19 protein-coding genes are annotated in these 21,010 nt (G+C 64.1%); 11 read left to right on the top strand and 8 right to left on the bottom strand.

Features of this window, described 5'->3' with window-relative positions:
- Position 1: 1 nt before the first annotated feature.
- Complete coding sequence (locus tag NTH_RS08920; RefSeq protein WP_338529687.1) at positions 2-1,141, bottom strand: efflux RND transporter periplasmic adaptor subunit; 1,140 nt, start codon at positions 1,139-1,141, stop codon at positions 2-4.
- A gap of 279 nt (positions 1,142-1,420) precedes the next feature.
- Here NTH_RS08920 and NTH_RS08915 point away from each other — a divergent pair, with 279 nt between their 5' ends.
- Positions 1,421-2,041 (top strand): helix-turn-helix domain-containing protein, encoded by a 621-nt coding sequence (locus NTH_RS08915; RefSeq protein WP_338529686.1) that lies wholly within the window; start codon positions 1,421-1,423, stop codon positions 2,039-2,041.
- A 127-nt stretch (positions 2,042-2,168) separates the two neighbouring features.
- Here NTH_RS08915 and NTH_RS08910 read toward each other — a convergent pair whose 3' ends face one another.
- The 3 genes from NTH_RS08910 to NTH_RS08900 form a co-directional block, all read right to left on the bottom strand.
- A complete protein-coding gene (locus tag NTH_RS08910; protein WP_338531846.1) occupies positions 2,169-2,981 on the bottom strand; it encodes a 3-hydroxybutyrate dehydrogenase in 813 nt (270 codons plus the stop codon).
- A gap of 74 nt (positions 2,982-3,055) precedes the next feature.
- Positions 3,056-3,364: a hypothetical protein gene (locus NTH_RS08905; RefSeq protein WP_338529685.1), complete on the bottom strand. Its 309-nt coding sequence runs from the start codon at positions 3,362-3,364 to the stop codon at positions 3,056-3,058.
- Between the two features lie 96 nt (positions 3,365-3,460).
- Entirely contained in the window at positions 3,461-4,702 is a 1,242-nt protein-coding gene (locus NTH_RS08900; protein WP_338529684.1) for a Zn-dependent hydrolase, read from the bottom strand.
- A 183-nt stretch (positions 4,703-4,885) separates the two neighbouring features.
- On the opposite strand from NTH_RS08900, the gene NTH_RS08895 reads away from it, so the two are divergent.
- The 6 genes from NTH_RS08895 to ispG all read left to right on the top strand — a co-directional run bounded on the left by NTH_RS08895 (position 4,886) and on the right by ispG (position 12,548).
- A complete protein-coding gene (locus NTH_RS08895; protein WP_422392431.1) occupies positions 4,886-6,418 on the top strand; it encodes an ABC transporter substrate-binding protein in 1,533 nt (510 codons plus the stop codon).
- A 130-nt stretch (positions 6,419-6,548) separates the two neighbouring features.
- Positions 6,549-7,496 carry an ABC transporter permease gene (locus NTH_RS08890; RefSeq protein ID WP_338529683.1) on the top strand — a complete coding sequence of 316 codons (948 nt, stop codon included), beginning with the start codon at positions 6,549-6,551 and terminating at the stop codon, positions 7,494-7,496.
- Positions 7,493-9,430, top strand: coding sequence for a dipeptide/oligopeptide/nickel ABC transporter permease/ATP-binding protein (locus NTH_RS08885; RefSeq protein WP_338529682.1), 1,938 nt, complete (start codon positions 7,493-7,495; stop codon positions 9,428-9,430). The genes NTH_RS08890 and NTH_RS08885 overlap by 4 nt, the downstream gene beginning before the upstream one ends.
- Entirely contained in the window at positions 9,427-10,422 is a 996-nt protein-coding gene (locus tag NTH_RS08880; RefSeq protein ID WP_338529681.1) for an ABC transporter ATP-binding protein, read from the top strand. Before NTH_RS08885 ends, NTH_RS08880 begins: the two co-directional genes overlap by 4 nt.
- Positions 10,419-11,189: a FadR/GntR family transcriptional regulator gene (locus NTH_RS08875; protein WP_338529680.1), complete on the top strand. Its 771-nt coding sequence runs from the start codon at positions 10,419-10,421 to the stop codon at positions 11,187-11,189. The genes NTH_RS08880 and NTH_RS08875 overlap by 4 nt, the downstream gene beginning before the upstream one ends.
- Before the next feature lie 93 nt (positions 11,190-11,282).
- Positions 11,283-12,548 (top strand): flavodoxin-dependent (E)-4-hydroxy-3-methylbut-2-enyl-diphosphate synthase, encoded by a 1,266-nt coding sequence (ispG, locus tag NTH_RS08870; protein WP_338529679.1) that lies wholly within the window; start codon positions 11,283-11,285, stop codon positions 12,546-12,548.
- Positions 12,549-12,577: 29 nt separating this feature from the next.
- On the opposite strand, the gene NTH_RS08865 is transcribed toward ispG, so the two are convergent.
- The 3 genes from NTH_RS08865 to NTH_RS08855 all read right to left on the bottom strand — a co-directional run bounded on the left by NTH_RS08865 (position 12,578) and on the right by NTH_RS08855 (position 17,139).
- The gene (locus NTH_RS08865; protein ID WP_338531844.1) at positions 12,578-13,534 is read right to left on the bottom strand and encodes a glycerophosphodiester phosphodiesterase family protein; all 957 of its coding nucleotides are present in this window, start codon (positions 13,532-13,534) and stop codon (positions 12,578-12,580) included.
- A 68-nt stretch (positions 13,535-13,602) separates the two neighbouring features.
- On the bottom strand, positions 13,603-16,080 hold the full coding sequence (locus tag NTH_RS08860) for a response regulator (RefSeq protein WP_338529678.1): 2,478 nt from the start codon (positions 16,078-16,080) through the stop codon (positions 13,603-13,605).
- Positions 16,081-16,221: 141 nt separating this feature from the next.
- A complete protein-coding gene (locus tag NTH_RS08855) occupies positions 16,222-17,139 on the bottom strand; it encodes a polyprenyl synthetase family protein (RefSeq protein ID WP_338531843.1) in 918 nt (305 codons plus the stop codon).
- Positions 17,140-17,308: 169 nt separating this feature from the next.
- Here NTH_RS08855 and mtgA point away from each other — a divergent pair, with 169 nt between their 5' ends.
- The 3 genes from mtgA (at position 17,309) to rpmF (ending at position 18,840) form a co-directional block, all read left to right on the top strand.
- On the top strand, positions 17,309-18,100 hold the full coding sequence (gene mtgA / locus NTH_RS08850; protein WP_422392430.1) for a monofunctional biosynthetic peptidoglycan transglycosylase: 792 nt from the start codon (positions 17,309-17,311) through the stop codon (positions 18,098-18,100).
- On the top strand, positions 18,100-18,510 hold the full coding sequence (locus NTH_RS08845) for a hypothetical protein (RefSeq protein WP_338529677.1): 411 nt from the start codon (positions 18,100-18,102) through the stop codon (positions 18,508-18,510). The genes mtgA and NTH_RS08845 overlap by 1 nt, the downstream gene beginning before the upstream one ends.
- Positions 18,511-18,657: 147 nt before the next feature.
- A complete protein-coding gene (gene rpmF / locus NTH_RS08840; protein ID WP_265517765.1) occupies positions 18,658-18,840 on the top strand; it encodes a 50S ribosomal protein L32 in 183 nt (60 codons plus the stop codon).
- A 72-nt stretch (positions 18,841-18,912) separates the two neighbouring features.
- Here the strand turns inward: rpmF and phaR are convergent, their stop codons facing one another.
- Entirely contained in the window at positions 18,913-19,521 is a 609-nt protein-coding gene (gene phaR / locus NTH_RS08835) for a polyhydroxyalkanoate synthesis repressor PhaR (protein ID WP_338529676.1), read from the bottom strand.
- A gap of 231 nt (positions 19,522-19,752) precedes the next feature.
- Between phaR and NTH_RS08830 the strand changes: the two genes are divergently transcribed.
- Positions 19,753-20,937: an acetyl-CoA C-acetyltransferase gene (locus tag NTH_RS08830; protein WP_338529675.1), complete on the top strand. Its 1,185-nt coding sequence runs from the start codon at positions 19,753-19,755 to the stop codon at positions 20,935-20,937.
- The last annotated feature ends 73 nt before the right edge of the window (positions 20,938-21,010 follow it).

Genomic DNA, 21,010 nt, shown 5'->3' with positions numbered 1-21,010 from the left:
CCTATTGTACCGCTTTGCCCACGACCGATCCGGCGAGATCGCGGATCAGGCTTTCATCGGCTGTAACGGCATTTACCTTTTCACCATCGGTGACCAGATCCTGCCCGGCCACGATCACCCGGGCGTCGGCGGGGATGCCGGCCAGGTAAAGCGCCTTGGGCGTATCGTCCACGATGTCGATCGGATGAAACGCGACCTCATCGCCTGCGTCGACGGTGCGGACGCCCAAATCACCGGCCTTATTGAGCGTTACCACCGAACGCGGCAGAGCAACGGTCTCGACCGTTTCGGCGCGGATTTCGATCTCCGCGGTCATGCCTGCCGGAATCCCGCCGGCGGCATTGGGGATGGCGACTTCCACGGCGTAGGTGCGTGTCTGGGCCGAGGCTTCGCGGCTGACGTAGCGGACCGTGCCTTCGAGCGTCTGGCCGTTGACGAGGCGGACGTCGGCCTTGTCGCCGATGTTGACGGTACCGAGATCGCGCTCGCCCACTTCGCCCTTTGCGACGATTGGATCGAGCTTCAACAGCGTAGCGACTTCGGCGCCCTGCATGATGGCAGCGCCCTGTTCCACCGGAACGGAATCGATAAGCCCTGCGAAGGGCGCGCGCACGGTCACCCGATCAAGCTCCGCCTGCGCAGCCTCGAGCGCCGAGCGGGCGCTGGCAAGGGCCGAGCGGGCGCTATCCAGTTGAAGGCGTGCGATGTTGCCCGATTGTGCCAGCCTCTCAGCGGCCTCGGCCTCGGCCTCGCGCTGTGCGAGAGCCTGCTTCGCCGATTCGACGGCTGCTTCCTTGCCTTCCGATTCCAGGCGAAGGATCAGGTCGCCCGCAGCCACCCGGTCCCCCTTTTCAACCAGAAGTTCCTGGATCACGCCGCCGGAACGGGCAGCCAACACGGCCCGCTTGTCGGCGGCGGTCTGGCCTGAAACATGAATCGTGCGGGAATGCTGAAGGCGCGGCGGAGCGGCCACCTGCACAGTTTTCAGCTCAACCTGCCGTTCTGGCGGGGCCTCCGCCCGCCGGGCTTCCGCCTCCTGGCTTGCGCTTCCGACAGAGGAGAACTCTCCGGTGGCTACCCAGGCGGCCGTGGCAACAAGCACAAGCACGGCTGCGATCTTGTGGAACTTAACCTTGGGCATATCAATTTCCAGTGTGCTGGACCTGGCCGAAGCGGCAAGTCCGACCCGATATGGTGTCGACGGGCTGATGATTCAAACTCGCCGTATAAGCGCATTTCTGCCGGGCGACACTACTAACGCGTTTCTGCGCTGCAAAAAAGACGCACAGGTCAAACCTCCTGACAACCTAGAGTCAAGAGACACGAGGTGTGCAAGCTCCGCCTCCCTGTCCATGCCAGCGACCGGCATTTCCAGGCGGCGACACATTGACAAATTCCGTCATTTTGTCAACAACCCTTTATGCCGATCATGAACACAAAAAATCAAAAAGAAGAAGAAAGCGTAACGGACCCGAGACGGGCGCGCATCGTGCATGCTGCCCTTGAGGTCTTTCTTGCCTACGGCTTCTCGCGCACGACGATGGATGATATCGCCCGCGCCGCGAAACTATCCAGGCCGGCGCTTTATCTGCTCTTCCGCAACAAAGCCGATATCTTCCGCGCCGTCGGGGCCGCCCTGCTGGAGCAATCCTGCGTTCAGGCCGAGGAGGCACTCAAAGAAGGTGGCACGCTTGACGAGCGCCTGATGAAGGCGTTGGACAAGGCGCTGTTCCACCTGACGCGCATGGTTGACGCGTCGCCGCATGGGCAGGAACTCATTGATGTCGAGAACCGGATCGCCGCCGATATCGTGGCTGAGTGGCGCGAGCGCCTGGTCCGCCTGTTCGCGCGCGCGATCGCCGAGGAAGCTGCGCAGAGGGGGACCGACCTGGAGGCGGCGGACATGCCGCCGGACGAACTGGCTGCCATGCTGTTCGACGTGCTCGAAGGCATGCGCCTGCGCGGCCTCTGCGGCAAGGCTGGAGAGGAAGGCGCCGGCCGGATGGTGCGCCTCATCTGCCTGGCCGTTTCAAGGCTGTGATGGGTGCCGGCTCCTGTTGGTCACCCTGGATCGGTTCACCGTTTCACAGAAGCGCCGAGCTGATCTAACTGGCTGATTCTACCCAAGTCCGGACGGCAAACCGGCTTCCACTTTTCCTGGAATTGCTCTATTGCGCGGTCCATCCGCCGTCGACGGAGATCGTAGTCCCGGTAATCTGAGCGGCCGCGGGCGAGCATAGAAAGGCGGCCGTCTCCCCAATCTGGCCGACCGTCGCGAATTCGCGCGTCGGCTGCTTGGCCAGCATCACCTCGCGCACCACCTTGTCGCGGTCCATGCCGTGGGCCTTCATCTGGTCGGGTATCTGCGCTTCCACCAGCGGCGTAAGGACATAGCCGGGGCAGATCGCGTTGCAGGTGATACCGTGCTCGGCCAGCTCCAGCGCCACCGTCTTGGTGAGGCCGACCACGCCGTGCTTGGCCGCTACATAGGCGGATTTGAAGGGCGAGGCGCGCAGGCCATGGGCCGAGGCGATGTTGACGATGCGCCCGGCGCCCTTCTTCTTCATGTGCGGGATGGCGGCGGCGGTGGTGTGAAAGGCGGAGGAGAGATTGATGGCCAGGATCGCATCCCATTTTTCCGGCGGAAGATCCTCAACCGCCGCGACGTGCTGGATTCCCGCATTATTGATCAGGATATCGAGACCGCCGAACCGCGCACAGGCTTTTTGCACGAGCTCCCGGCAGTTCGCGGCCTTGGCCATGTCGGCCGCGATATACGCCGCCTGGATCCCATGCTCGGCCGCCAGCGCCGCCGCCAGATCGTGGTCCTCGGCGCTGTCGGTATAGGAGTTCAGGACGACATTGCAGCCGGTGGCGGCCAATGCCCGCGCGATGCCCAGCCCGATGCCGGAGGTGGAGCCGGTGACGATGGCGGTTCGTGGGGCGGTTCGTGGGGCGGCCCCTGGGGCGGTGCTTGGCATGCTCATATGCGCTCTCCCGGTTGGCTATGGCGGGAGCTTATTGCATTGCAGCATGAGATGCCAAGCGGCGGCGTCTATCGGCGCATCAACAGAGCCGCCGCCAGACCGAGGACCGCCAATCCGGCCAAGGCAGCTCCGGCGCTGGCGCTCGGATGCTGGCGCGCTGTACGCCCGATCTGGTTGGCGCTGCGGCGCAGCTCGGGCATGGCAGCCTCGAAATAGTCGCGTATCATGTCGCCGATTTCCGCGCTCTTGTGGCGGGTCTCCCGGTACGCGCCGGCACTCTGCCGCGAAACCTGTTTGCGAAGATCCGTCATCTCGTCGCGCAAGCTGTTGAGCTGGTCGCGAAGATCGTCGGCGGTTCCGTCCTGATGTCTGAACATTGATATACCCCTTCATGGTCGAACGAACTCGACACTGCAACGGCTTCACGGCATCGCGGTTCCATGATTTGAGAAGATGGAGGGACGGCGGGCGTCCTACAGGCCGGCCAGGCGCATCGCCCCGTGGAGCATGAGGTTCGCTCCCGCTTCGATGTCCTTCCACTCGGTAAATTCGCCGGGCGCGTGGCTGATGCCGGCAACCGACGGCACGAAGATCAGCCCGGCCGGCGCTATCGCGCCGAGCACCTGCGTGTCGTGGCCGGCGCCCGATGGCATCAGCGGCGCGTCGAGCCCGAGCGAGCGTGCCGCTGCCTGGAGTGTCGCGATGACGGAGCCGTCACAGGGGAATGGGGGGAGCCAGCTCGTTTCCACTATTTCATGGTCGAGCCGGTGGCGTGCGGCCACCTCGGCGATGCGCCGGCGGGCGCCGTCGGCGAGCGCCTGCATGACCGCTTCGTCTATATCGCGGGCAACGAGGGTGAATTCGGCCCGGCCCGGCACCGTATGGGGAAAATCCGGCTCCAGGGAGACCTTGCCTATCGTCAACCGGCTGACATTGCTGCCGCTTTCGGCGATCAGTTCGGGTATCTGCCGGGCGAAATCGGCCAAGCCCTGAAAGGCATCGCGGCGCATGTCCATCGGCGTCGTGCCGGAATGATTGGCTTCGCCGGTCAGCCGGATCGTCCAGTTGAACACGCCAGAAATGCCGGTGACGATGCCAGCCGGCTTTCCGGTTTGCTCCAGGACGGGCCCCTGCTCGATATGAAGTTCGAGGAAGGCGGCGATGGAGCCTTCTGGCCTCTTGGCGTCCAGCGCCTTCCGCGGGTCCATGCCCTGCGCGCGCATGGCATCCGCGAGCCTCGTCCCGCCGTCGTCCCGGGCGGTCTCCAGCCATTCCGGGGTCACCGTTCCGGCCAGCGCCTGCGCGCCGAACATGCCGCCGAAGCGGCCCTCCTCCTCAGAAGTGGCGATGACTTCGATCGGGCAGGCCGGCGCAAGGCCGGCCTCCTTCATGGTGCGAACGGCCTCCAACGCGGCCAGCACGCCAAGGGCGCCGTCCAGCATTCCACCGTCAGGCACGGTGTCGAGATGCGAGCCGAGCATGACGACGGGGCCCTTGCCTACATTCCACCGGCCGGAAAGATTGCCGGCGCCGTCCATCGAGGTTTCCAGTCCGGCCTCTTCCATCAGACCCTGCACATGGCGCCGGCCTTCCATGTCGGCGTCGGAGAAGCTGACGCGGTCGAGACCGCCGGTATCGGGATTCCGGCCGATCCTACCCAGCGCTTCGAGGTCGGCTCGAAGGCGGGCAAGGTCTATGCGCAGGCCATCAGGCATTGCCCGATCTCAAGGGGCCGGTCGCCGGGAGCGCGTTGCTGTGGGTGTCGGCGGTGAAATTCATGCTTGCGTATTTATCATGATAAATTACGCTAGCAACAGTAGTATCAACAAACGCGAAACCGAGAGGGTGTCATGACAGGGATAAGCCGCGTGCTGAAAAGCGCGCTTGCAGGACTGGCCATGGCGGGGTTTGCCGCGTTCGGCATGCAGCCGGCGCAGGCACAGACGCCGCCGAACGTGCTCATCGTCGGACAGATCGCCGAGCCAAAGTCGCTCGACCCGCATGCGGTGACCGCCGTCAACGATTTCCGTATTCTCATGAACGTCTATGACGGGCTCGTACGCTACAGGGACGGTACCCTGGAGGTGGAGCCGGCGCTGGCGGAAAGCTGGGATGTCTCGGAAGACGGGACCACCTACACCTTTAAGCTGCGCGAGGGCGTCAGCTTTCACGACGGTACTCCCCTCAATGCGGAGGCCGTGAAGTACAATTTCGACCGCATGCTGGATGAGGAGCACCCGGAGCATGACACGGGCCCGTTCCCGTTGGCCTTCTTCTTCTCGACGGTGGACGAGGTGACGGCCGTCGATGATCTGACGGTCGAATTCAAGCTGAGCGAGCCCTATGCGCCCTTCCTTTCCAACCTTGCCTATCCGACCGGGCTGATCGTCTCGCCGGCGGCGGTGAAGGAGCACGGATCCGATTTCGGCCGCAATCCCTCCGGCACCGGCCCGTTCAAATTCGCCGAGTGGGAAAGCAACGCGAAGGTGGTGGTGACCCGCAACGAGGACTATTGGGATGGCGCGCCTTCGCTGGAGGCCGTTGTCTTCCGGCCCATCACCGACGCCAATACGCGCGTTGCCGAAATGCTTTCCGGCGGCATCGACCTGATGGTGGAGGTGCCGCCGGACAATCTCGGCCAGTTTGCCGACAATCCGAACTTCGTGGTCTACGAGCAGGCGGGGCCTCATCTGTGGTTCCTCATCCTCAACATGAAGGAACCGCCCTTCGACGAGAAGGCCGCGCGCCAGGCCGTCAATTACGCCATCGACAAGCAGGCCCTGGTGGAGAACGTGCTGCAGGGCACGGCGGAGGTTGCCGCCGGACCGACGCCGCCGGCGTTCGCCTGGGCCTACAATGAAGAGCTGGAGCCGTATCCGCACGATCCCGACAGGGCGCGCGAGCTGCTTCAGGAAGCAGGCTATGACGGTGAGGAAGTGATCTTCTACGTCACCGAAGGCGGTTCCGGCATGCTCGACCCGGTTGCCATGGGCACGGCCATCCAGGCGGATCTGGCCGAGGTCGGCATGAACGTGACCATCGAGACGTATGAGTGGAACACTTTCCTCAGCCAAGTGAATCCCGGCTTGGAAGGCAAGGCCGACATGGCCGAGATGGCATGGATGACCAACGATCCGGACACGCTGCCCTATCTGACGCTGCGCACCGAGGCCTTTCCGGATGAGGGCGGTTTCAACTCGGGCTACTACTCCAATCGGGAAGTGGACACGATTCTGGAGCAAGCGCGCCGTTCGACCGAACAGGAAGAGCGGGCGGAGCTCTACAAGCAGATGCAGGAGATCGTGCATGAGGATGCGCCGTGGGCGTTCATCGCAAACTGGAAACAGAATGCGGTGACGACAGCGCAGGTGGAGAATTTCGAGCTTCAGCCGTCATTCTTCCTGCTGCTCAAGGACGTGGCTAAGCAGTAGGTTCCGCTTTCCATGATCAGCGCTGTCAACCCCCTCCGCCCTGCCGGGCATCTCCCTCTCAAGGGGGGAGATTGGCCGTCATGACGGAGGGGGATAAGGCCGGCCGGCGTTACATTCGCGGGCCAGCGTGATGCTCGTCTATTTTCTCAAGCGCCTGGCGATGGTCGTGCCGGTGTTGTTCGGCCTCACCGTCATCGTTTTTCTGATCATGGCGATGATCCCCGGCGATGCGGCGACGGCCATCCTCGGAGCGTATGCCACACCTGAAAACGTAGCGCGGATCAACCAGCAGCTCGGTCTCGACCGCTCCCTGCCCGAGCAGTATTTCATCTGGCTCGGCAATCTTCTGCAGGGCGATCTCGGCCGCTCCTATTCGCTCAACCGGCCGGTTCTCGACGAGGTGCTGGAGCGCTTCAACGCGACGCTGGTGCTGGCGGGAGCGGCGCTTCTTCTGTGCACGGTCTTCGGCCTTCTGGCAGGCATCGTCTCGGCGGTGCGCCAGTTCGGCTGGACGGACCGGATCGTGACCTTCTTCGTGCTGATCGGCATCTCCATGCCTTCCTTCTGGCTTGGCCTGATCCTGATCCTGGTTTTCGCCGTCAACCTGCGATGGCTGCCGCCCTCGGGCATGTTCGCCATCTATGGTGGTGGCGGGCCGCTCGATCTACTGGCGCATCTCATCCTGCCCGCCGTGACGCTGGCCGTGGTGGCGACCGGCGTGATCGCCAGGCTCACCCGCGCGGCCATGCTGGAAGTGCTGCGCCAGGACTATATCCGCACCGCCCGCGCCAAAGGCCTGACGGAGCGCCGTGTCATCTACCGCCATGCCTTCAAGGCCGCGCTCGTCTCCGTCATCCCCGTCATCGGCATCCAGGCGGGCTTCGTGCTGGGCGGGGCGGTGTATATCGAGACTGTGTTCCAGTGGCCGGGCATCGGCCGCATGCTGGTGCAGGCGATTTCCACGCGCGACCTGCTTCTTGTGCAGGGCGGCGTGCTGGTGGTGGCGGCGAGCTATGTTCTGTTCAACCTGCTGGCGGATCTGGCGCAGCACTTCCTAGACCCGAGGCTGAAGACATGAGCGTGGCTGTCGATGCGGCGAAACCGCCGGCCCGGCGCGGGCGACCGAGTTTTCTCCAGCTTCTGGTAGCCAACCGGCTTTCCGCGTTCGGGCTGGTGCTGCTCGTCATTATCGCCGGGCTGGCGCTCATCACGCCGTGGCTACCCCTGCCGTCGCCAGACATCACCGATCCCGCCGATCGGCTCTTGCGGCCGATGACGGAGGGGCATCTGCTAGGAACGGACCAGCTCGGCCGCGATCTCTTCTCCCGACTCCTGTGGGGAACGCGGGTTTCCATAGCAGTCGGGCTTTCGGCCACCATCGTGGCGGCGATCTTCGGCTCGGCCATCGGCCTGATCGCCGGCTATGCCGGCGGGCGCACGGACAACATCATGATGCGCGGCATCGATATGCTGATGGCCTTTCCCTACATCCTCCTGGCCTTGGCTATCGTCGCGGTTCTGGGACCGGGCCTCTTGAACGCGCTCTACGCGATCGCGGTGGTCAACATCCCGTTCTTCGCGCGCAATATTCGCGGCGTCACGCTATCGCTGGCGCGGCGGGAATTCGTGGATGCGGCCAAGCTTTCGGGCAAGGGGCATATCCGCATCCTGCTTTCCGAGGTACTGCCCAACGTCCTGCCGGTGATCGTCATCACCATGTCGACAACCGTCGGCTGGATGATCCTGGAGACGGCGGGATTGAGCTTCCTGGGCCTTGGAGCGCAGCCGCCGCAGGCCGACCTTGGGTCCATGCTGGGCGAGGGCCGTAAGGTTCTGTTCAACGCGCCGCACGTCTCGATCGTGCCGGGCCTGATGATCTTTGCGCTGGTCATGAGCATCAACCTTCTGGGCGACGGCATCCGCGACGTGCTCGACCCGCGTTTGAAGTCGGGCGCGCTCAGCAGGCCGTCGGCGGCGACCGCCGTCAGGCGAGAGAGCGTGCCGGAGATGCCAAGAGAGACCGATGCCGCGCTCGACGTGCGTGATCTCAAGACCCAGTTTCATGTCGGCGGCGAGGTCTACAAGGCGGTGGGCGGCGTCAGTTTCCAGCTCAACAAGCATGAATGTCTCGGCCTTGTCGGAGAATCGGGATCGGGCAAGTCGGTCACTGCCATGTCGCTGCTGGGCCTGGTGCCGACGCCGCCGGGGCGGATCGCGGGCGGGCGGGTGATCCATGAGGGAAAGGATCTGCTGGAAGCTTCGGAAGCCGAGCTCAGGCGGCTACGCGGCGGGGCGTTCGCCTATGTTTTCCAGGATCCGCTGTCGACGCTGCACCCGCTGTTTTCGGTCGGCGACCAGATCACCGAGGCGATCCGCGCCCACCAGCCGCTTTCCTATCGCAAGGCATGGAAGAAGGCGGTGGAGCTGCTTTCGCTCGTGCGCATCCCCAACGCGGCGGAGCGCGCGCATTCCTACCCGCACCAGCTTTCGGGCGGCATGCGACAGCGCATCTCCATCGCCATGGCGCTCGCCAATGACGCGGAAATCCTGATTGCCGACGAGCCGACCACGGCGCTCGACGTGACGGTGCAGGCGCAGATACTCAAGCTGATGGCGGCGCTGCAGGACGAGAAAGGGTCGGCGCTGCTGTTCATCACCCATGATTTCGGCGTGGTGTCGGAAATCTCGGACCGGGTGGCGGTGATGTATGCCGGGCGCATCGTCGAGACGGGCCCGACCGACGAGGTGCTTTTCTCGCCCGCCCATCCCTACACGCGCAAGCTGATCGACTGCGTGCCGGTGCTGGGCGAGCCGGAACGGCGGCTCGACGCGATCGCCGGCCTTCCGCCCGCCGTCAACCGCCTGCCGGAAGGCTGTGCCTTTGCCGATCGCTGCCCCCATGCCGAAGCCGCCTGCCGAAAGGGCGACATAGCGCTCGATAATCTTAGTCCTGGCCGCGCGGTACGCTGCATCAAGCCGCTCACGGCAGGGCGGGAGGAGGCCGCGCAATGAACACGCCCATTCTCGAAACGGCTGGCCTTACGCGCGTCTTCGGAGGCGGGCGGACCTTGTTCGGCAAGCCAAAGCCGGCGGTGCATGCCGTACAGGGGGTGGACCTGCGGCTGGAAAGGGGCGAGACGCTGGGCATTGTCGGTGAATCGGGCTGCGGCAAGTCGACGCTGGCGCGCATGTTGGTCGGCCTCGACGCACCCACGAAGGGCTCCATCGTCATGGGGGGCGACGATGTGACGGCGCTGGCGAAGGGCGATTCACGGGGGCTTGCCCGCATCATCCAGTATGTCTTTCAGGATCCTGTGTCCTCGCTCAATCCGCGCAAGACGATCCGCAAGATCCTCGAGGCGCCGATGATCCATCTGCTGGGGCTGGATTCGGCCGGGCGTCGCAGCCGGCTCGACGAACTGATGGACGCCGTCTCCCTGCGCGCCGAATTCCTCGACCGCTATCCGCATGAGTTTTCCGGCGGGCAGGCCCAGCGCATCGGCATCGCCCGGGCGCTCGCGGCGGAGCCGGAGATACTGGTTCTGGACGAGCCGGTCTCCGCCCTCGACGTCTCCGTGCAGGCGCAGGTGCTCAACCTGCTCGACGATCTCAAGGACCGGTTCGGGCTCACCTATGTCTTCATCAGCCATGATCTGTCGGTCGTGGAGAGCGTGTCGGACCGGGTGGCGGTGATGTATTTCGGGCGTATCGTCGAGGAAGGTGCGTCAGCGGGGCTTTTTTCCCGTCCGCGGCATCCATACACGCGGCTGCTGTTCAATTCCGCGCCGGTGCCGGGCAAGAAGAGGCTGCAGGGCGAGGACGGGCTGGCCGAACTGCCTGACCCATACAACCCGCCGCCTGGCTGCTCCTTCGCGCCGCGCTGTCCCCGCGCGCAGGACGACTGCCGTGCGACACGCCCGCCGCTGGAGAAAACGGGCTCGGACGGACGGCTGGCCGCCTGCTTTCACCCGCTGGGGGTACCGGTCGTGGAGGGCGCTGCGTGAGCGAGACTTCCACGCGCCGGCCGCGCCCGCCACGGGGTCCGAAACGGCCGGCTATCATCTGCGAAGAGATCAAGGACTGGATCGTCGAGCACAATCTGCGCCCCGGCGACCGTTTGCCGCAGGAAAAGGCGCTGATCGAGCGCTTCCGGGCTTCCAAGGGCACGATGCGCGAAGCGCTGCGCTCGCTCGAAGCGCAAGGGCTGGTGACCACACGCACGGGGCCGGGCGGCGGCATCTTCGTGTCGGCGCTGGGCGAGCGCCAGGCGATGGAGCTTCTGGCCAACTATTTCTTCTTCCGCCAGCCTTCCATAGCCGACATCTACGCCGTGCGCTGCCAGCTTGAGCCGGAGCTGGCGGCAAGCCTGGTCGGGCACGTGGACGAGGCACATTATGCCCGGCTGGAAGAGACGATGCGGGTCTACGACCATCCTGCCGAGACGGTGGGCGAGGAATATCAGCAGCGCATGGCGGAGCTCGATTTCCATGGCGTGCTCGCTCAGACAAGCCCCAACCCGGTGCTGGGCTTCATGTGCGGCTTTCTGCAGAACCTGCTGCGCAGCCTTACCGTGTGCAAGCGCATCTACGACAAGCCGAACCCGGAGTTGCGCGAGACGGGGCTGTCGTACCAGACGCGGCTGCTTGCGGCGCTGAGGGCCGGGGACAGCGAAAGCGTGCGGTCCATCATGTACAGGCACATGCTGAGCGCCTGGCGTTATATGGAAGCCTGCGAAGCGGAAATGCGGAACGACTTCCTGCGGTTGAAGTGACCGGCAGCGGCCACCGCCGGCCACGCCATTGACATTCGAGCGCTTGTCCGCCACCTGAAAGGCCGTAACCGTTCGACCCTTGGGACCGCTCCCATGTCCGGCAATTGCCAGCCTGAATATATCTCCGCCGTATTTCCCCGTCGCGCGTCGGTTGCCGTGGACGTGGATGGCGTTCTCGTCGGCGGCGATGCGCCGGTGGTCGTGCAGTCGATGACCAATACGGACACCGCTGACATCGACAGGACGGTGGCGCAGGTGGCGGCCCTGCACCGGGCTGGATCCGAGGTCGTGCGCGTCACCGTGGACCGCGACGAGGCGGCCGCCGCCGTGCCGAAGATCCGGGAACGGCTGGAGCGGATCGGCGTGAACGTGCCGCTGGTAGGGGATTTCCACTATATCGGGCACAAGCTTCTGGCCGATCATCCCGCTTGTGCGGAAGCGCTCGCCAAATACCGCATCAATCCGGGCAATGTCGGTTTTCGCGACAAGAAGGACAAACAGTTCGCAGCGATCATCGAAACGGCGATCCGCTACGACAAGCCGGTCCGGATCGGCGTCAACTGGGGTTCACTGGATCAGGAGCTGCTTACGAGGCTGATGGACGAGAACCAGCGCAGCAAATCGCCTATGACGGCGCAGGAGGTGACGCGCGAGGCCATCGTCCAATCGGCGCTGCTATCGGCGGCGCTGGCGGAGGAGATCGGCCTGACGCGCGACAAGATCATCCTGTCGGCGAAGGTGAGCCAGGTGCAGGATCTGATCGCCGTCTATACGGAACTGGCCAAACGATCGGACCATGCGCTGCATCTGGGGCTGACCGAAGCTGGCATGGGCACCAAGGGCATCGTCGCCTCCTCGGCGGCCATGGGCATCCTCCTGCAGCAGGGGATCGGCGATACGATCCGCATTTCGCTGACGCCTGAGCCCGGTGGCGACCGTACCCGCGAGGTGAAGGTGGCCCAGGAGCTCTTGCAGACCATGGGCTTCCGGCAGTTCGTGCCGGTGGTGGCGGCATGCCCCGGCTGCGGGCGCACGACTTCCACCGTCTTCCAGGAACTGGCGCAGAAGATCCAGGCTGACCTCGCCCGCAACATGCCGCTCTGGCGCGAGCGCTATCCGGGGGTCGAAGCACTCAAGGTCGCGGTGATGGGCTGCATCGTCAACGGCCCGGGCGAATCCAAGCACGCCGACATTGGCATCTCGCTACCGGGAACCGGCGAAATGCCCGCCGCTCCCGTCTATATCGACGGCAAGAAGGCCGCCACGCTGCGCGGTCCGGAGATCGCCGGCCAATTCGAGAAAATGGTCGGCGAGTATATCGAACGCCGGTTCGGCGCCAGCAAGGAAGCGGCCGAGTAGGCCTGTGCTGGCAGAAACCTGAAAGCGGCCTATCTAAGCATTGGGCCGATATCTTCGATGCGATTGGTCCAGATGTAGCCATCGAAGCCCGGCGGAACCAGCGAAAGCTGGTCGGGCCTGTCTATGCCCGACGTACCGGGATCACCGCTCGAATAGGGTCCGAGCAGGATGATCCCGCTGCCGGCGCGCTCCATCCGCGCGTGGAAACGGTTGGGCCATCCCCACAGCAGCCAAGCAATGTTGCCGGGCACCATCACATAGGTGTTGCGGCAGGATTGCGGGACGTAGCCCGACCAGCCGAGGGCAAGGTAGCGGATCAGACACTGCTTGGTGGAGCGGGAGCCGAAACCTTTCAGCCCCTCGACCTGCCGTGCCGCTTCAAAAGTCGGCTCATCGCCGCCATAGACGGCCCAGATGCGGTCCCTCCACTGGGGATTGTCGGTCAGCATGCGCGCGAGCATTTCGCCCTCACGCGCCTCACGGCTCTTGAAGTTGATAAGGAAGCGGCGGTCGGGAAAGCTCTCCACCACGTCGCGCAGCGACGGCATCAGGCCGGTGCCCTTGCCGCGGAACGGGAAGGATTTGCCGCCGTCGGCCGTATATCCATAGCCCACGTCGAGCGATTTGAGATAAGCCATGTCGTGCTCGCGGGTGGGGCCGGTTCCTTCCGTCCGGCAGTCGAGCGTCCAGTCATGCATGACGGCAAACTGGCCGTCCGTCGTTGGGTGGACGTCGATTTCCACCACATCGGCGCCCGCCGCAAAGGCTTGCCGCATCGAAGGAAGCGTGTTCTCGATAAAGCCGTGGCTCGGCTCGAAGATTCGCTCCGCCGTGCAGGTGTCATTTGCAAGATCGGTTCTGTCGAAAATCTGGTGCACGCCGCGATGGGCTATAAGGCGTAGCTCACCTGCGTCGGGGGTGCCCGCCAGCCACGAGGCGTTCCAGAGATAGAGAGCGGCGGCAAAGCCAGGACCGCGAGAAGGAATCGCCGCACCGTAAAATCACCCGTTGCCGACGCAGGCATATCACGGCGGTATGTGTCGAATGTGTGATATCAGGCCGTTTGCGCCAGCTTCTCCTCTTCCTTCAGCCAGCGCTCGATCTTTTCGGCCAGTTTTCGCGGCGAAATGGGCTTCGACAGATAGTCGTCCATGCCCGCGTCGAGGCATTTGTCGCGATCGCCGGTGAGCGCGTGGGCGGTGATGCCGATAATGGGCGTGTGCCGGTTCATGTCTTTTTCACGGGCGCGTATCGCCGCGGTCGCCTCCAGGCCGTTCATTTCCGGCATGGAAATATCCATCAGTATGATCCGCGGGTTGAGTGCGTCGTGCATTTTGACGGCTGTCTTTCCGTTGGCGGCTATCCGGTAGTTCAGATTGATGCCGTCCAGGACCTGGCTGAAAACGAGCTGGTTGACCTCGTTGTCCTCGGCCACCAGGACGTCCAGCCGGCCGCGTCTTGCCGTCTCGACGGCTTTATGCGCTTCGACGGTGCTGACGAGGCGCGGATGCTGGAACCCGGCCTCGGCGACCTGCTCCCCGCTCTGCATACGCGCCGTCTGCATCGCCGAGACGAGCGCTTCGAGGAGCGCGGATGAGCGTGCCGGCTTGTTGAGCTGTGCTGTGATGCCGCATTCGCCGATCAGGCGTCCGGTCTCCGCCTGGTCTACGGATGTCAGCAGCACGATGGGAATATCGGCCGTCGCCGGATCGGATTTGATGCGGCGGGCCACCTCCGCCCCGTTCATATCCGGCATCTGGTAGTCGAGAATGATGCAGTCGACGCGTGCGCCGAGTTCGGCCGCGCGGTGGAGGAAGGCGAGGCCGACCGCGCCGCTTTCCACCGCAAGGCCCTCAAACCCCCAGCTCCTGAGCTGTTCGATCAGGATTTCGCGGTTGATCGGGTTGTCGTCGATGGCGAGTACGCGAGCGCCCGAAACGTCGAAGGGCACCGGCTTGGGCCGTTCGGCGCCGCGGTCGATCTCCAAAGGGATCGTGAACCAGAAGACGGAACCCTTGCCGACCCGGCTTTCCAGGCCCATCTCGCCGCCCATCAGTTCGACGAGGCGCGAGGCGATGGCGAGGCCGAGGCCCGTCCCCTCGTGCCGGCGCGTGGACGAGGCGTCCACCTGCGCGAACTTGTCGAAGACGGCTTTTTGCATTTCGGCGGGGATGCCGAGGCCGGTGTCCTCGACCCTTACGGTGACCTTCGCAACATCGCCTTCGACGGAGCCGGAGACGTCGACGAGCACATGGCCGCGTTCGGTGAACTTTACGGCATTGCCGACGAGGTTGGTCGCGACCTGGCGGAACCGGCCCATGTCGCCGATCATGCTCGCCGGCAGTGCCGGGTCGACCCGGACGATCAGTTCCAGATCCTTTTCCGCGACGCGCGGAGAGACGAGCGTGGCGACGTCCTCTATGGCTTCGCCCAGGCGGAAGGGGCCGGTTTCGAGCGTCAGCTGCCCCGCGTCGATCTTGGAGAAGTCGAGGATGTCGTTGATGATGGTGAGCAACGCCGTGCCCGACTTGACGATGACGTCCACGAACATCGATTGCCGCTGGTCGAGCTCTGTGCGCGCCAGCAATTCGGCCATGCCCATGACGCCGTTCATGGGAGTGCGGATCTCATGGCTCATATTGGCGAGAAACTCGGATTTGGCCTTGTCCGCGGACTGCGCCCTGAGCTTTTCCTCGGCCAGCGAGAGATTGGTGTCGTGAAGCTCCCTCTGGGCTTCGTCGATGCGCGTGACCATCGGAAGCAATATCCGGGAGGCGATCAGCATGGCGACCAGGACGATCGCCAGACCGTTCAGGACCAGGCTGAACTGCATGGTATCATATGTGGAGACCATCTCCTCATGAAGCCTGTCGGAGACCTCTTTCAGGTGCGGCCGCAGCTGCTGGTTCGCCAGTGTCTGCAGTTCCGCAAAAACACGCTGGGCGGCCGGGACAGAAAAATCGCTGAAGATATCGAGGCGGTTGGCGAGCGTGAGCACGCTTTTCAGCTCGTGCTTGAGCGAATTGCTGTCCTCGGCCCCATTCCAGGTGGCCAGCACCGAGCGGGGCACCTTGGCCGTCTCGATGCCGGCAAACAGCGGTTCTGCCCCCAGGCCCACCGAAGATTTCCGGCTCTCGTCTTCGTCGGTGATGCGCCGGCTTTCCAGCGTCGAGACGTCGCCGCGCGCCGCCATTTCCATGGCGTTGTAGGCTGCCTGCAACCGCCCCAGTGCCTGGTTCAGCTCGTCTTGGGCGACCTTCAGCGTATCGTGTGCGCCGGCGGCGTAAAGGCTCGGTGCCGAGCGCGCATTGCGCTGATGCATGCTTGCATGTTCGAGCCGCAAGGCGCTGTAGATGATCTCACCGGTCGCCTCCGTCATGAAACCCAGAAGCGCGCCGAACCGCACCTGGTTCTTGGCCTGCTGTGCCTGCCAGAAGAGCGCGCCGAGGCCGATGGCGACTGCAAGTACAAACCCGGCCAGCAGCACGACCAGCCGGCCGTGCATGTAACGACGCGTTACAATATCCGACATAAAGGGCGCCCCCGCTCAATTCTTCCCCGTTTGCTCAAAATCGAACAATTCGATTAAGCCCGGATTAACGGGAGAGGGGAAATGCGGCATCGCCGCCTCCCGGTGTTGTGGAGCTGCAGGCGTCGCCAGAGCCAGTTCTTTTCAGCGGTTGCGGGCGGCCACGAAGCGGGCGGCGTGACGCAGGATAGCCGCCCGCTCGCCATAGGGCTCCAGCAGCTCTTCCGCCTGGCCGACGAGGCCTTTGAGCTGGCTGCGGACCCACTCTTCGCCGTGCAGGCGCGCCAGGGTGGCCTTGCCCGCCTCGGCGTCCTTGCCGGTGGCTTTGCCCACGCTTTCGGGCGTTGCGGTAAGGTCGAGCAGATCGTCGGCGAGTTGGAAAGCCAGTCCGATCGCCGAGCCGAAGGCGCCCAAGCGCTCGATATCGGCAGGACCTGCGTGGCCGATGATGGCGCCGGCCTCGCAGGCATAGCGGATGAGCGCGCCGGTCTTCATCGCCTGGAGCTTTATGATGCCGCCTTCATCGGGGAACACGCGCTCGGCTTCCAGGTCCAATGCCTGTCCTCCGGCCATGCCGCCGAGGCCTGCCGCGCGCGCCAGCTTCAGCACCAGCTCCAGCCGGGTGGTGGCCGGCAATTCCGTTTCGGCGTCGGCGATGATGTCGAACGCGTAGGTGAGCAGACTATCGCCGGCAAGGATCGCGCTTGCTTCATCGAAGGCGCGGTGGACCGTGGGTTGGCCGCGGCGCATGTCGTCATTGTCCATGGCCGGCAGGTCGTCGTGGATCAGCGAGTAGCAGTGCACGCATTCAAGGGCGGCGGCAGAGCGCAACGCGGCGCGTCCGCCATGCTCGAACATTTCCGCGGTCTCGACCAGGAGAAAGGGGCGAAGCCGCTTGCCGCCATTGAGCGCGCCGTGACGCATGGCCTCGATCAGCCGGCGGGGGCGGTCGACCTCGCCCTCGCGCAGCCTCCCGTCGAGCAGCTGCCTCAGGAGTTGCTCCACCTCGTCGGCGCGAAGCGCCAGCAGATTCTCGAATGTTTCGGTTTCCAGATATTCCATCCGGCGAGCGATGACGGCATTCGCCGCAATGGTCAATACCGGGCATTTGTCCCGATGGGACTTGGCCGTTGCCAGCAGGCCGCGCTGCCGGTATCGAGGGGTTGGTCGCGATACATCTTCCAGGGTGCCCCTGATGCCGTGGCCAGATGTCGTTCATGCCGCGATGCCGATGCCCGCCGGGCCTGATGGAGCAGCGGCCGGGGAGTTTTGCGTGCCGGTGCCAACGGTCGAGGGGGAAAAGCGGACACGCGGCAAGGGCGGGCGAAAGCGCCCCCGTGGCACCCTGCGCCGCTGGCTACGCCGAATTCTGCTCGTGCTCGTGGCGGTCGCCGCCGTGCCCCTGCTCCTGACGCTCGCCTATCGCTCTCCCGTGCTGCACCCGGTATCGACCCTGATGCTTGCCGATCTTATCATGTTGAAGGGCTACGACCGGCGCTGGGTGCCGCTGGACCAGATAAGTCCTGCCGTCATTCATTCGGTCGCCATGTCCGAGGACGGCCAGTTCTGCAGCCATGCGGGGGTCGATTGGCGCGCGCTCAACACGGTGATCAGCGACGCGCTTTCGGGTGAAAAACCGCGCGGGGCCTCCACCATACCCATGCAGACTGTGAAGAATCTTTTCCTGTGGCCCGGGCGCTCTTTCGTGCGAAAGGCGCTCGAGGTGCCGCTTGCGGTCTATTTCGACTGGGCCGTGCCCAAGGCGCGCATCATGGAAATCTATCTGAACATCGCCGAATGGGGGCCAGGCATTTACGGCGTGGAGGCGGCGGCGCAATATCATTTCGGACGATCCGCCAAGGATCTTTCGGCGAGACAGGCAGCGCTCCTGGCGGTAACATTGCCCAACCCGTTGGGGCGCCAGCCCGCCAGGCCATCTGCCGGCCTCAGCCGGCTGGCCTCCATCATCGAAGCGCGCGCCCGCAAGGCGGGCGGCTATGTCAATTGCCTGAGGACCGACTGATGGCGAAGCGTGGCTCGGCTATCGGTTTTTTCGGCCTGTTCGGCCGCTCGGAGGACATGCGCCGGCTGGACGAAGCGATGCGGCGTTACGGTCTTCATCCAGCGCAGGTGCCCGAGGCGGTCAAGCTGGCGACGGTGGGCCTGATGGCTGAAAGCGCCAAGGGGGAACCTCCGCCAGACGCCTATCCCGCGGTCGGCTCCTTCATGGCCTACTGCCTTATGGGGGAAGGGGAATATGCCGCCGTCAATGGCGAAGGCGCGACCGATGCGATGGCCGGGCGGCTGGAGCGCGCCCTGGAGGAGGGCGAGGGGCCGGACACCGAGCTCGTGCTGCTGTTTCTCCACGCGAAGCTGGTCAGTCCGGTACTGATCGACCGCTACGATCTGCGCGCCGAAGATCAGTCGTCCTGACGGCGCCCGGAGCAAAATTTGCCGCTTCCCACTGGCCAAATGGTTGATTGCCGTGTATAGGCGACCCGAATTCCGATACCCGGCCGGATTGCGGGGCCCCTGAAATCAGGGCCGCGACGGTCTTTTTACGATCACCGGAGCAGAACAATGGCTGTACCTAAAAGGAAAACGTCGCCGTCGAAGCGGGGCATGCGCCGCTCGGCAGACACGCTCAAGGCGCCGACCTATGTCGAAGACAAGAACTCCGGCGAACTGCGCCGGCCGCACCATGTCGACCTGAAGTCGGGCATGTATCGCGGCCGCCAAGTGCTGGAGCCCAAGGAAGCGTAGTTTCACGCGTTCTCAGGCAACACCCAATTCAAAAAGGACCGGCCTTGCGCCGGTCTTTTTATTCCCGCGCCTTTATTCCCGGGACATGGAATCGATCTTGCGCTGCATGGCCGCGATCTGGTCGCGCAGGTCGTTCAGATCGTCGCGTCCAGCCTCGCCGCCCCCGCCTTCCTCCTTGGCGGCCGTACCATTGCCGGTCGGCGCCATCGGCGTGAACATGCGCATGGCATTCTGGAACACCTCCAGATTCCGCTTCGTTTGTTCCTCGATCATCTTCATCGGCACGCCCATCTGCATCATGTCCATGGGCGTGGTGCCGAAAGTCTGGCGCATCTGTTCACGGATGCGCTCCTGCTCCTTTGAGAAAGCCTCCATGGATTGCTCAAGGAAGCTCGGCACGACCATCTGCATCTGGTCTCCATAAAAGGAGATAAGCTGCCGCAGGAACGAAATGGGCAGCATGTTCTGCCCGTTCTTGTCGTTTTCCAGCTCAAAAATGATCTGGGTGAGCACCGCGTGGGTGATATTGTCGCCGGTCTTGGCATCCTGCACTACGAAATCCTCGTCGCGCTTGACCATTTCGGCGAGATCTTCAAGCGTCACATAGGTGCTCGTTCCGGTATTGTAGAGGCGGCGGTTGGCATATTTCTTGATGACCACCGGGTCGTCCTTCGCGGGCATCACAGACCTCCCCCTGACGCGCTTTTAGGCAGTAATTTCATGTCTTCTCCCACCTTTTCGGCAGGATATGCGAAAGAAGCGGGCAATTGAAAGCGCTTTGTGTGCAATGCACCCGATAGGCGGCTTTTGCGCTGTTGCCGAGGCTTTCCTCACACCGGCGATTGACCTCGACGAATGGGAAGATACGATCTGAACGGAAATGTCCCGTTCGTTTCCCCAGGAGGCTCCCCTATGTCCGCTTCGAATTCGATTGTTGTCGCCAGCGCGGCGCGCACGCCCGTTGGCGCGTTCAACGGCGCTTTCGCCCAGGTTCCCGCACATGATCTGGGGACAGCTGTGCTGCGGGCCGTTCTGGAGCGCGCCGGCGTGGCGGCCGATGAAGTGGACGAGGTGATCCTGGGTCAGGTGCTGACGGCGGGCCAGGGCCAGAACCCGGCACGGCAGGCGGCTGTCAACGCCGGAATGCCCAAGGAGACAACCGCTTGGGGGCTCAACCAGGTCTGCGGGTCCGGCCTCAGGGCCATCGCTATCGGCATGCAGCAGATCGCCTGCGGCGATGCCAGGATCGTTGTTGCCGGCGGACAGGAATCCATGTCGCTGGCGCCCCATTGCGCTCATTTGCGCAGCGGCGTGAAGATGGGCGACTACACCATGATCGATACGATGATCCGCGACGGGCTGTGGGACGCCTTCAACGGCTATCATATGGGGGTCACGGCCGAGAACGTGGCGCGCAAGTTCCAGATAACCCGCGATGAGCAGGACCAGTTCGCGCTGGCCTCGCAGAACAAGGCGGAAGCGGCGCAGAAGGCCGGACGCTTCAAGGACGAGATCGTCGCGGTGACGGTCAAGTCGCGCAAGGGCGAGACGGTTGTCGAGGACGACGAATATATCCGCCATGGCGCGACAATCGAGGGCATGCAGAAGCTGCGCCCCGCCTTCGACAAGGAAGGCACGGTGACTGCCGCCAACGCCTCCGGCATCAATGACGGCGCGGCCGGCGCGCTGCTGATGAGCGAGGAGGAGGCGAACCGCCGGGGGATCAAGCCGTTGGCCCGAATCGCATCCTGGGCGACGGCCGGCGTGGACCCCGAGATCATGGGTACCGGCCCCATTCCCGCCTCGCGCAAAGCGCTGGAGCGGGCCGGCTGGAAGACCGACGACCTCGACCTGGTCGAGGCCAATGAAGCCTTTGCCGCCCAGGCCTGCGCCGTCAACAAGGACATGGGGTGGAATCCGGAGATCGTGAACGTCAATGGCGGGGCGATCGCCATCGGCCACCCTATCGGCGCTTCGGGCGCGCGCGTCTTCAACACGCTCGTGCACGAGATGCGCCGGCGCGGCGCCAAGAAGGGGCTTGCTACATTGTGCATCGGCGGCGGCATGGGCGTGGCCATGTGCATCGAAGCGCTCTGACGCAAATCGGCGCGGGCCCAGCCCGCGCCCCATAGAAAGTCCGGATACACGGATCTGAACGAGGGGAACGCCA

It is taken from the genome of Nitratireductor thuwali, assembly GCF_036621415.1.
Taxonomy (GTDB): Bacteria; Pseudomonadota; Alphaproteobacteria; order Rhizobiales; family Rhizobiaceae; genus Chelativorans; species Chelativorans thuwali.
Note: the sequence above shows the minus strand (reverse complement) of the source record. Positions and strands in the feature narration are given on the sequence as shown.

Bases quoted from the DNA above. Each gene is read 5' to 3' on its own strand.
- NTH_RS08885 (WP_338529682.1), top strand. From the start codon at position 7,493: ATGAGCGTGGCTGTCGATGCGGCGAAACCGCCGGCCCGGCGCGGGCGA.
- NTH_RS08830 (WP_338529675.1), top strand. From the start codon at position 19,753: ATGTCCGCTTCGAATTCGATTGTTGTCGCCAGCGCGGCGCGCACGCCC.
- NTH_RS08915 (WP_338529686.1), top strand. From the start codon at position 1,421: ATGCCGATCATGAACACAAAAAATCAAAAAGAAGAAGAAAGCGTAACG.
- NTH_RS08920 (WP_338529687.1), bottom strand. From the start codon at position 1,141: ATGCCCAAGGTTAAGTTCCACAAGATCGCAGCCGTGCTTGTGCTTGTT.
- mtgA (WP_422392430.1), top strand. From the start codon at position 17,309: ATGCCCGCCGGGCCTGATGGAGCAGCGGCCGGGGAGTTTTGCGTGCCG.
- NTH_RS08855 (WP_338531843.1), bottom strand. From the start codon at position 17,139: ATGGAATATCTGGAAACCGAAACATTCGAGAATCTGCTGGCGCTTCGC.
- NTH_RS08845 (WP_338529677.1), top strand. From the start codon at position 18,100: ATGGCGAAGCGTGGCTCGGCTATCGGTTTTTTCGGCCTGTTCGGCCGC.
- NTH_RS08905 (WP_338529685.1), bottom strand. From the start codon at position 3,364: ATGTTCAGACATCAGGACGGAACCGCCGACGATCTTCGCGACCAGCTC.
- NTH_RS08910 (WP_338531846.1), bottom strand. From the start codon at position 2,981: ATGCCAAGCACCGCCCCAGGGGCCGCCCCACGAACCGCCCCACGAACC.
- NTH_RS08860 (WP_338529678.1), bottom strand. From the start codon at position 16,080: ATGTCGGATATTGTAACGCGTCGTTACATGCACGGCCGGCTGGTCGTG.
- NTH_RS08890 (WP_338529683.1), top strand. From the start codon at position 6,549: ATGCTCGTCTATTTTCTCAAGCGCCTGGCGATGGTCGTGCCGGTGTTG.
- rpmF (WP_265517765.1), top strand. From the start codon at position 18,658: ATGGCTGTACCTAAAAGGAAAACGTCGCCGTCGAAGCGGGGCATGCGC.
- NTH_RS08900 (WP_338529684.1), bottom strand. From the start codon at position 4,702: ATGCCTGATGGCCTGCGCATAGACCTTGCCCGCCTTCGAGCCGACCTC.
- NTH_RS08895 (WP_422392431.1), top strand. From the start codon at position 4,886: ATGGCGGGGTTTGCCGCGTTCGGCATGCAGCCGGCGCAGGCACAGACG.
- NTH_RS08880 (WP_338529681.1), top strand. From the start codon at position 9,427: ATGAACACGCCCATTCTCGAAACGGCTGGCCTTACGCGCGTCTTCGGA.
- ispG (WP_338529679.1), top strand. From the start codon at position 11,283: ATGTCCGGCAATTGCCAGCCTGAATATATCTCCGCCGTATTTCCCCGT.
- phaR (WP_338529676.1), bottom strand. From the start codon at position 19,521: ATGCCCGCGAAGGACGACCCGGTGGTCATCAAGAAATATGCCAACCGC.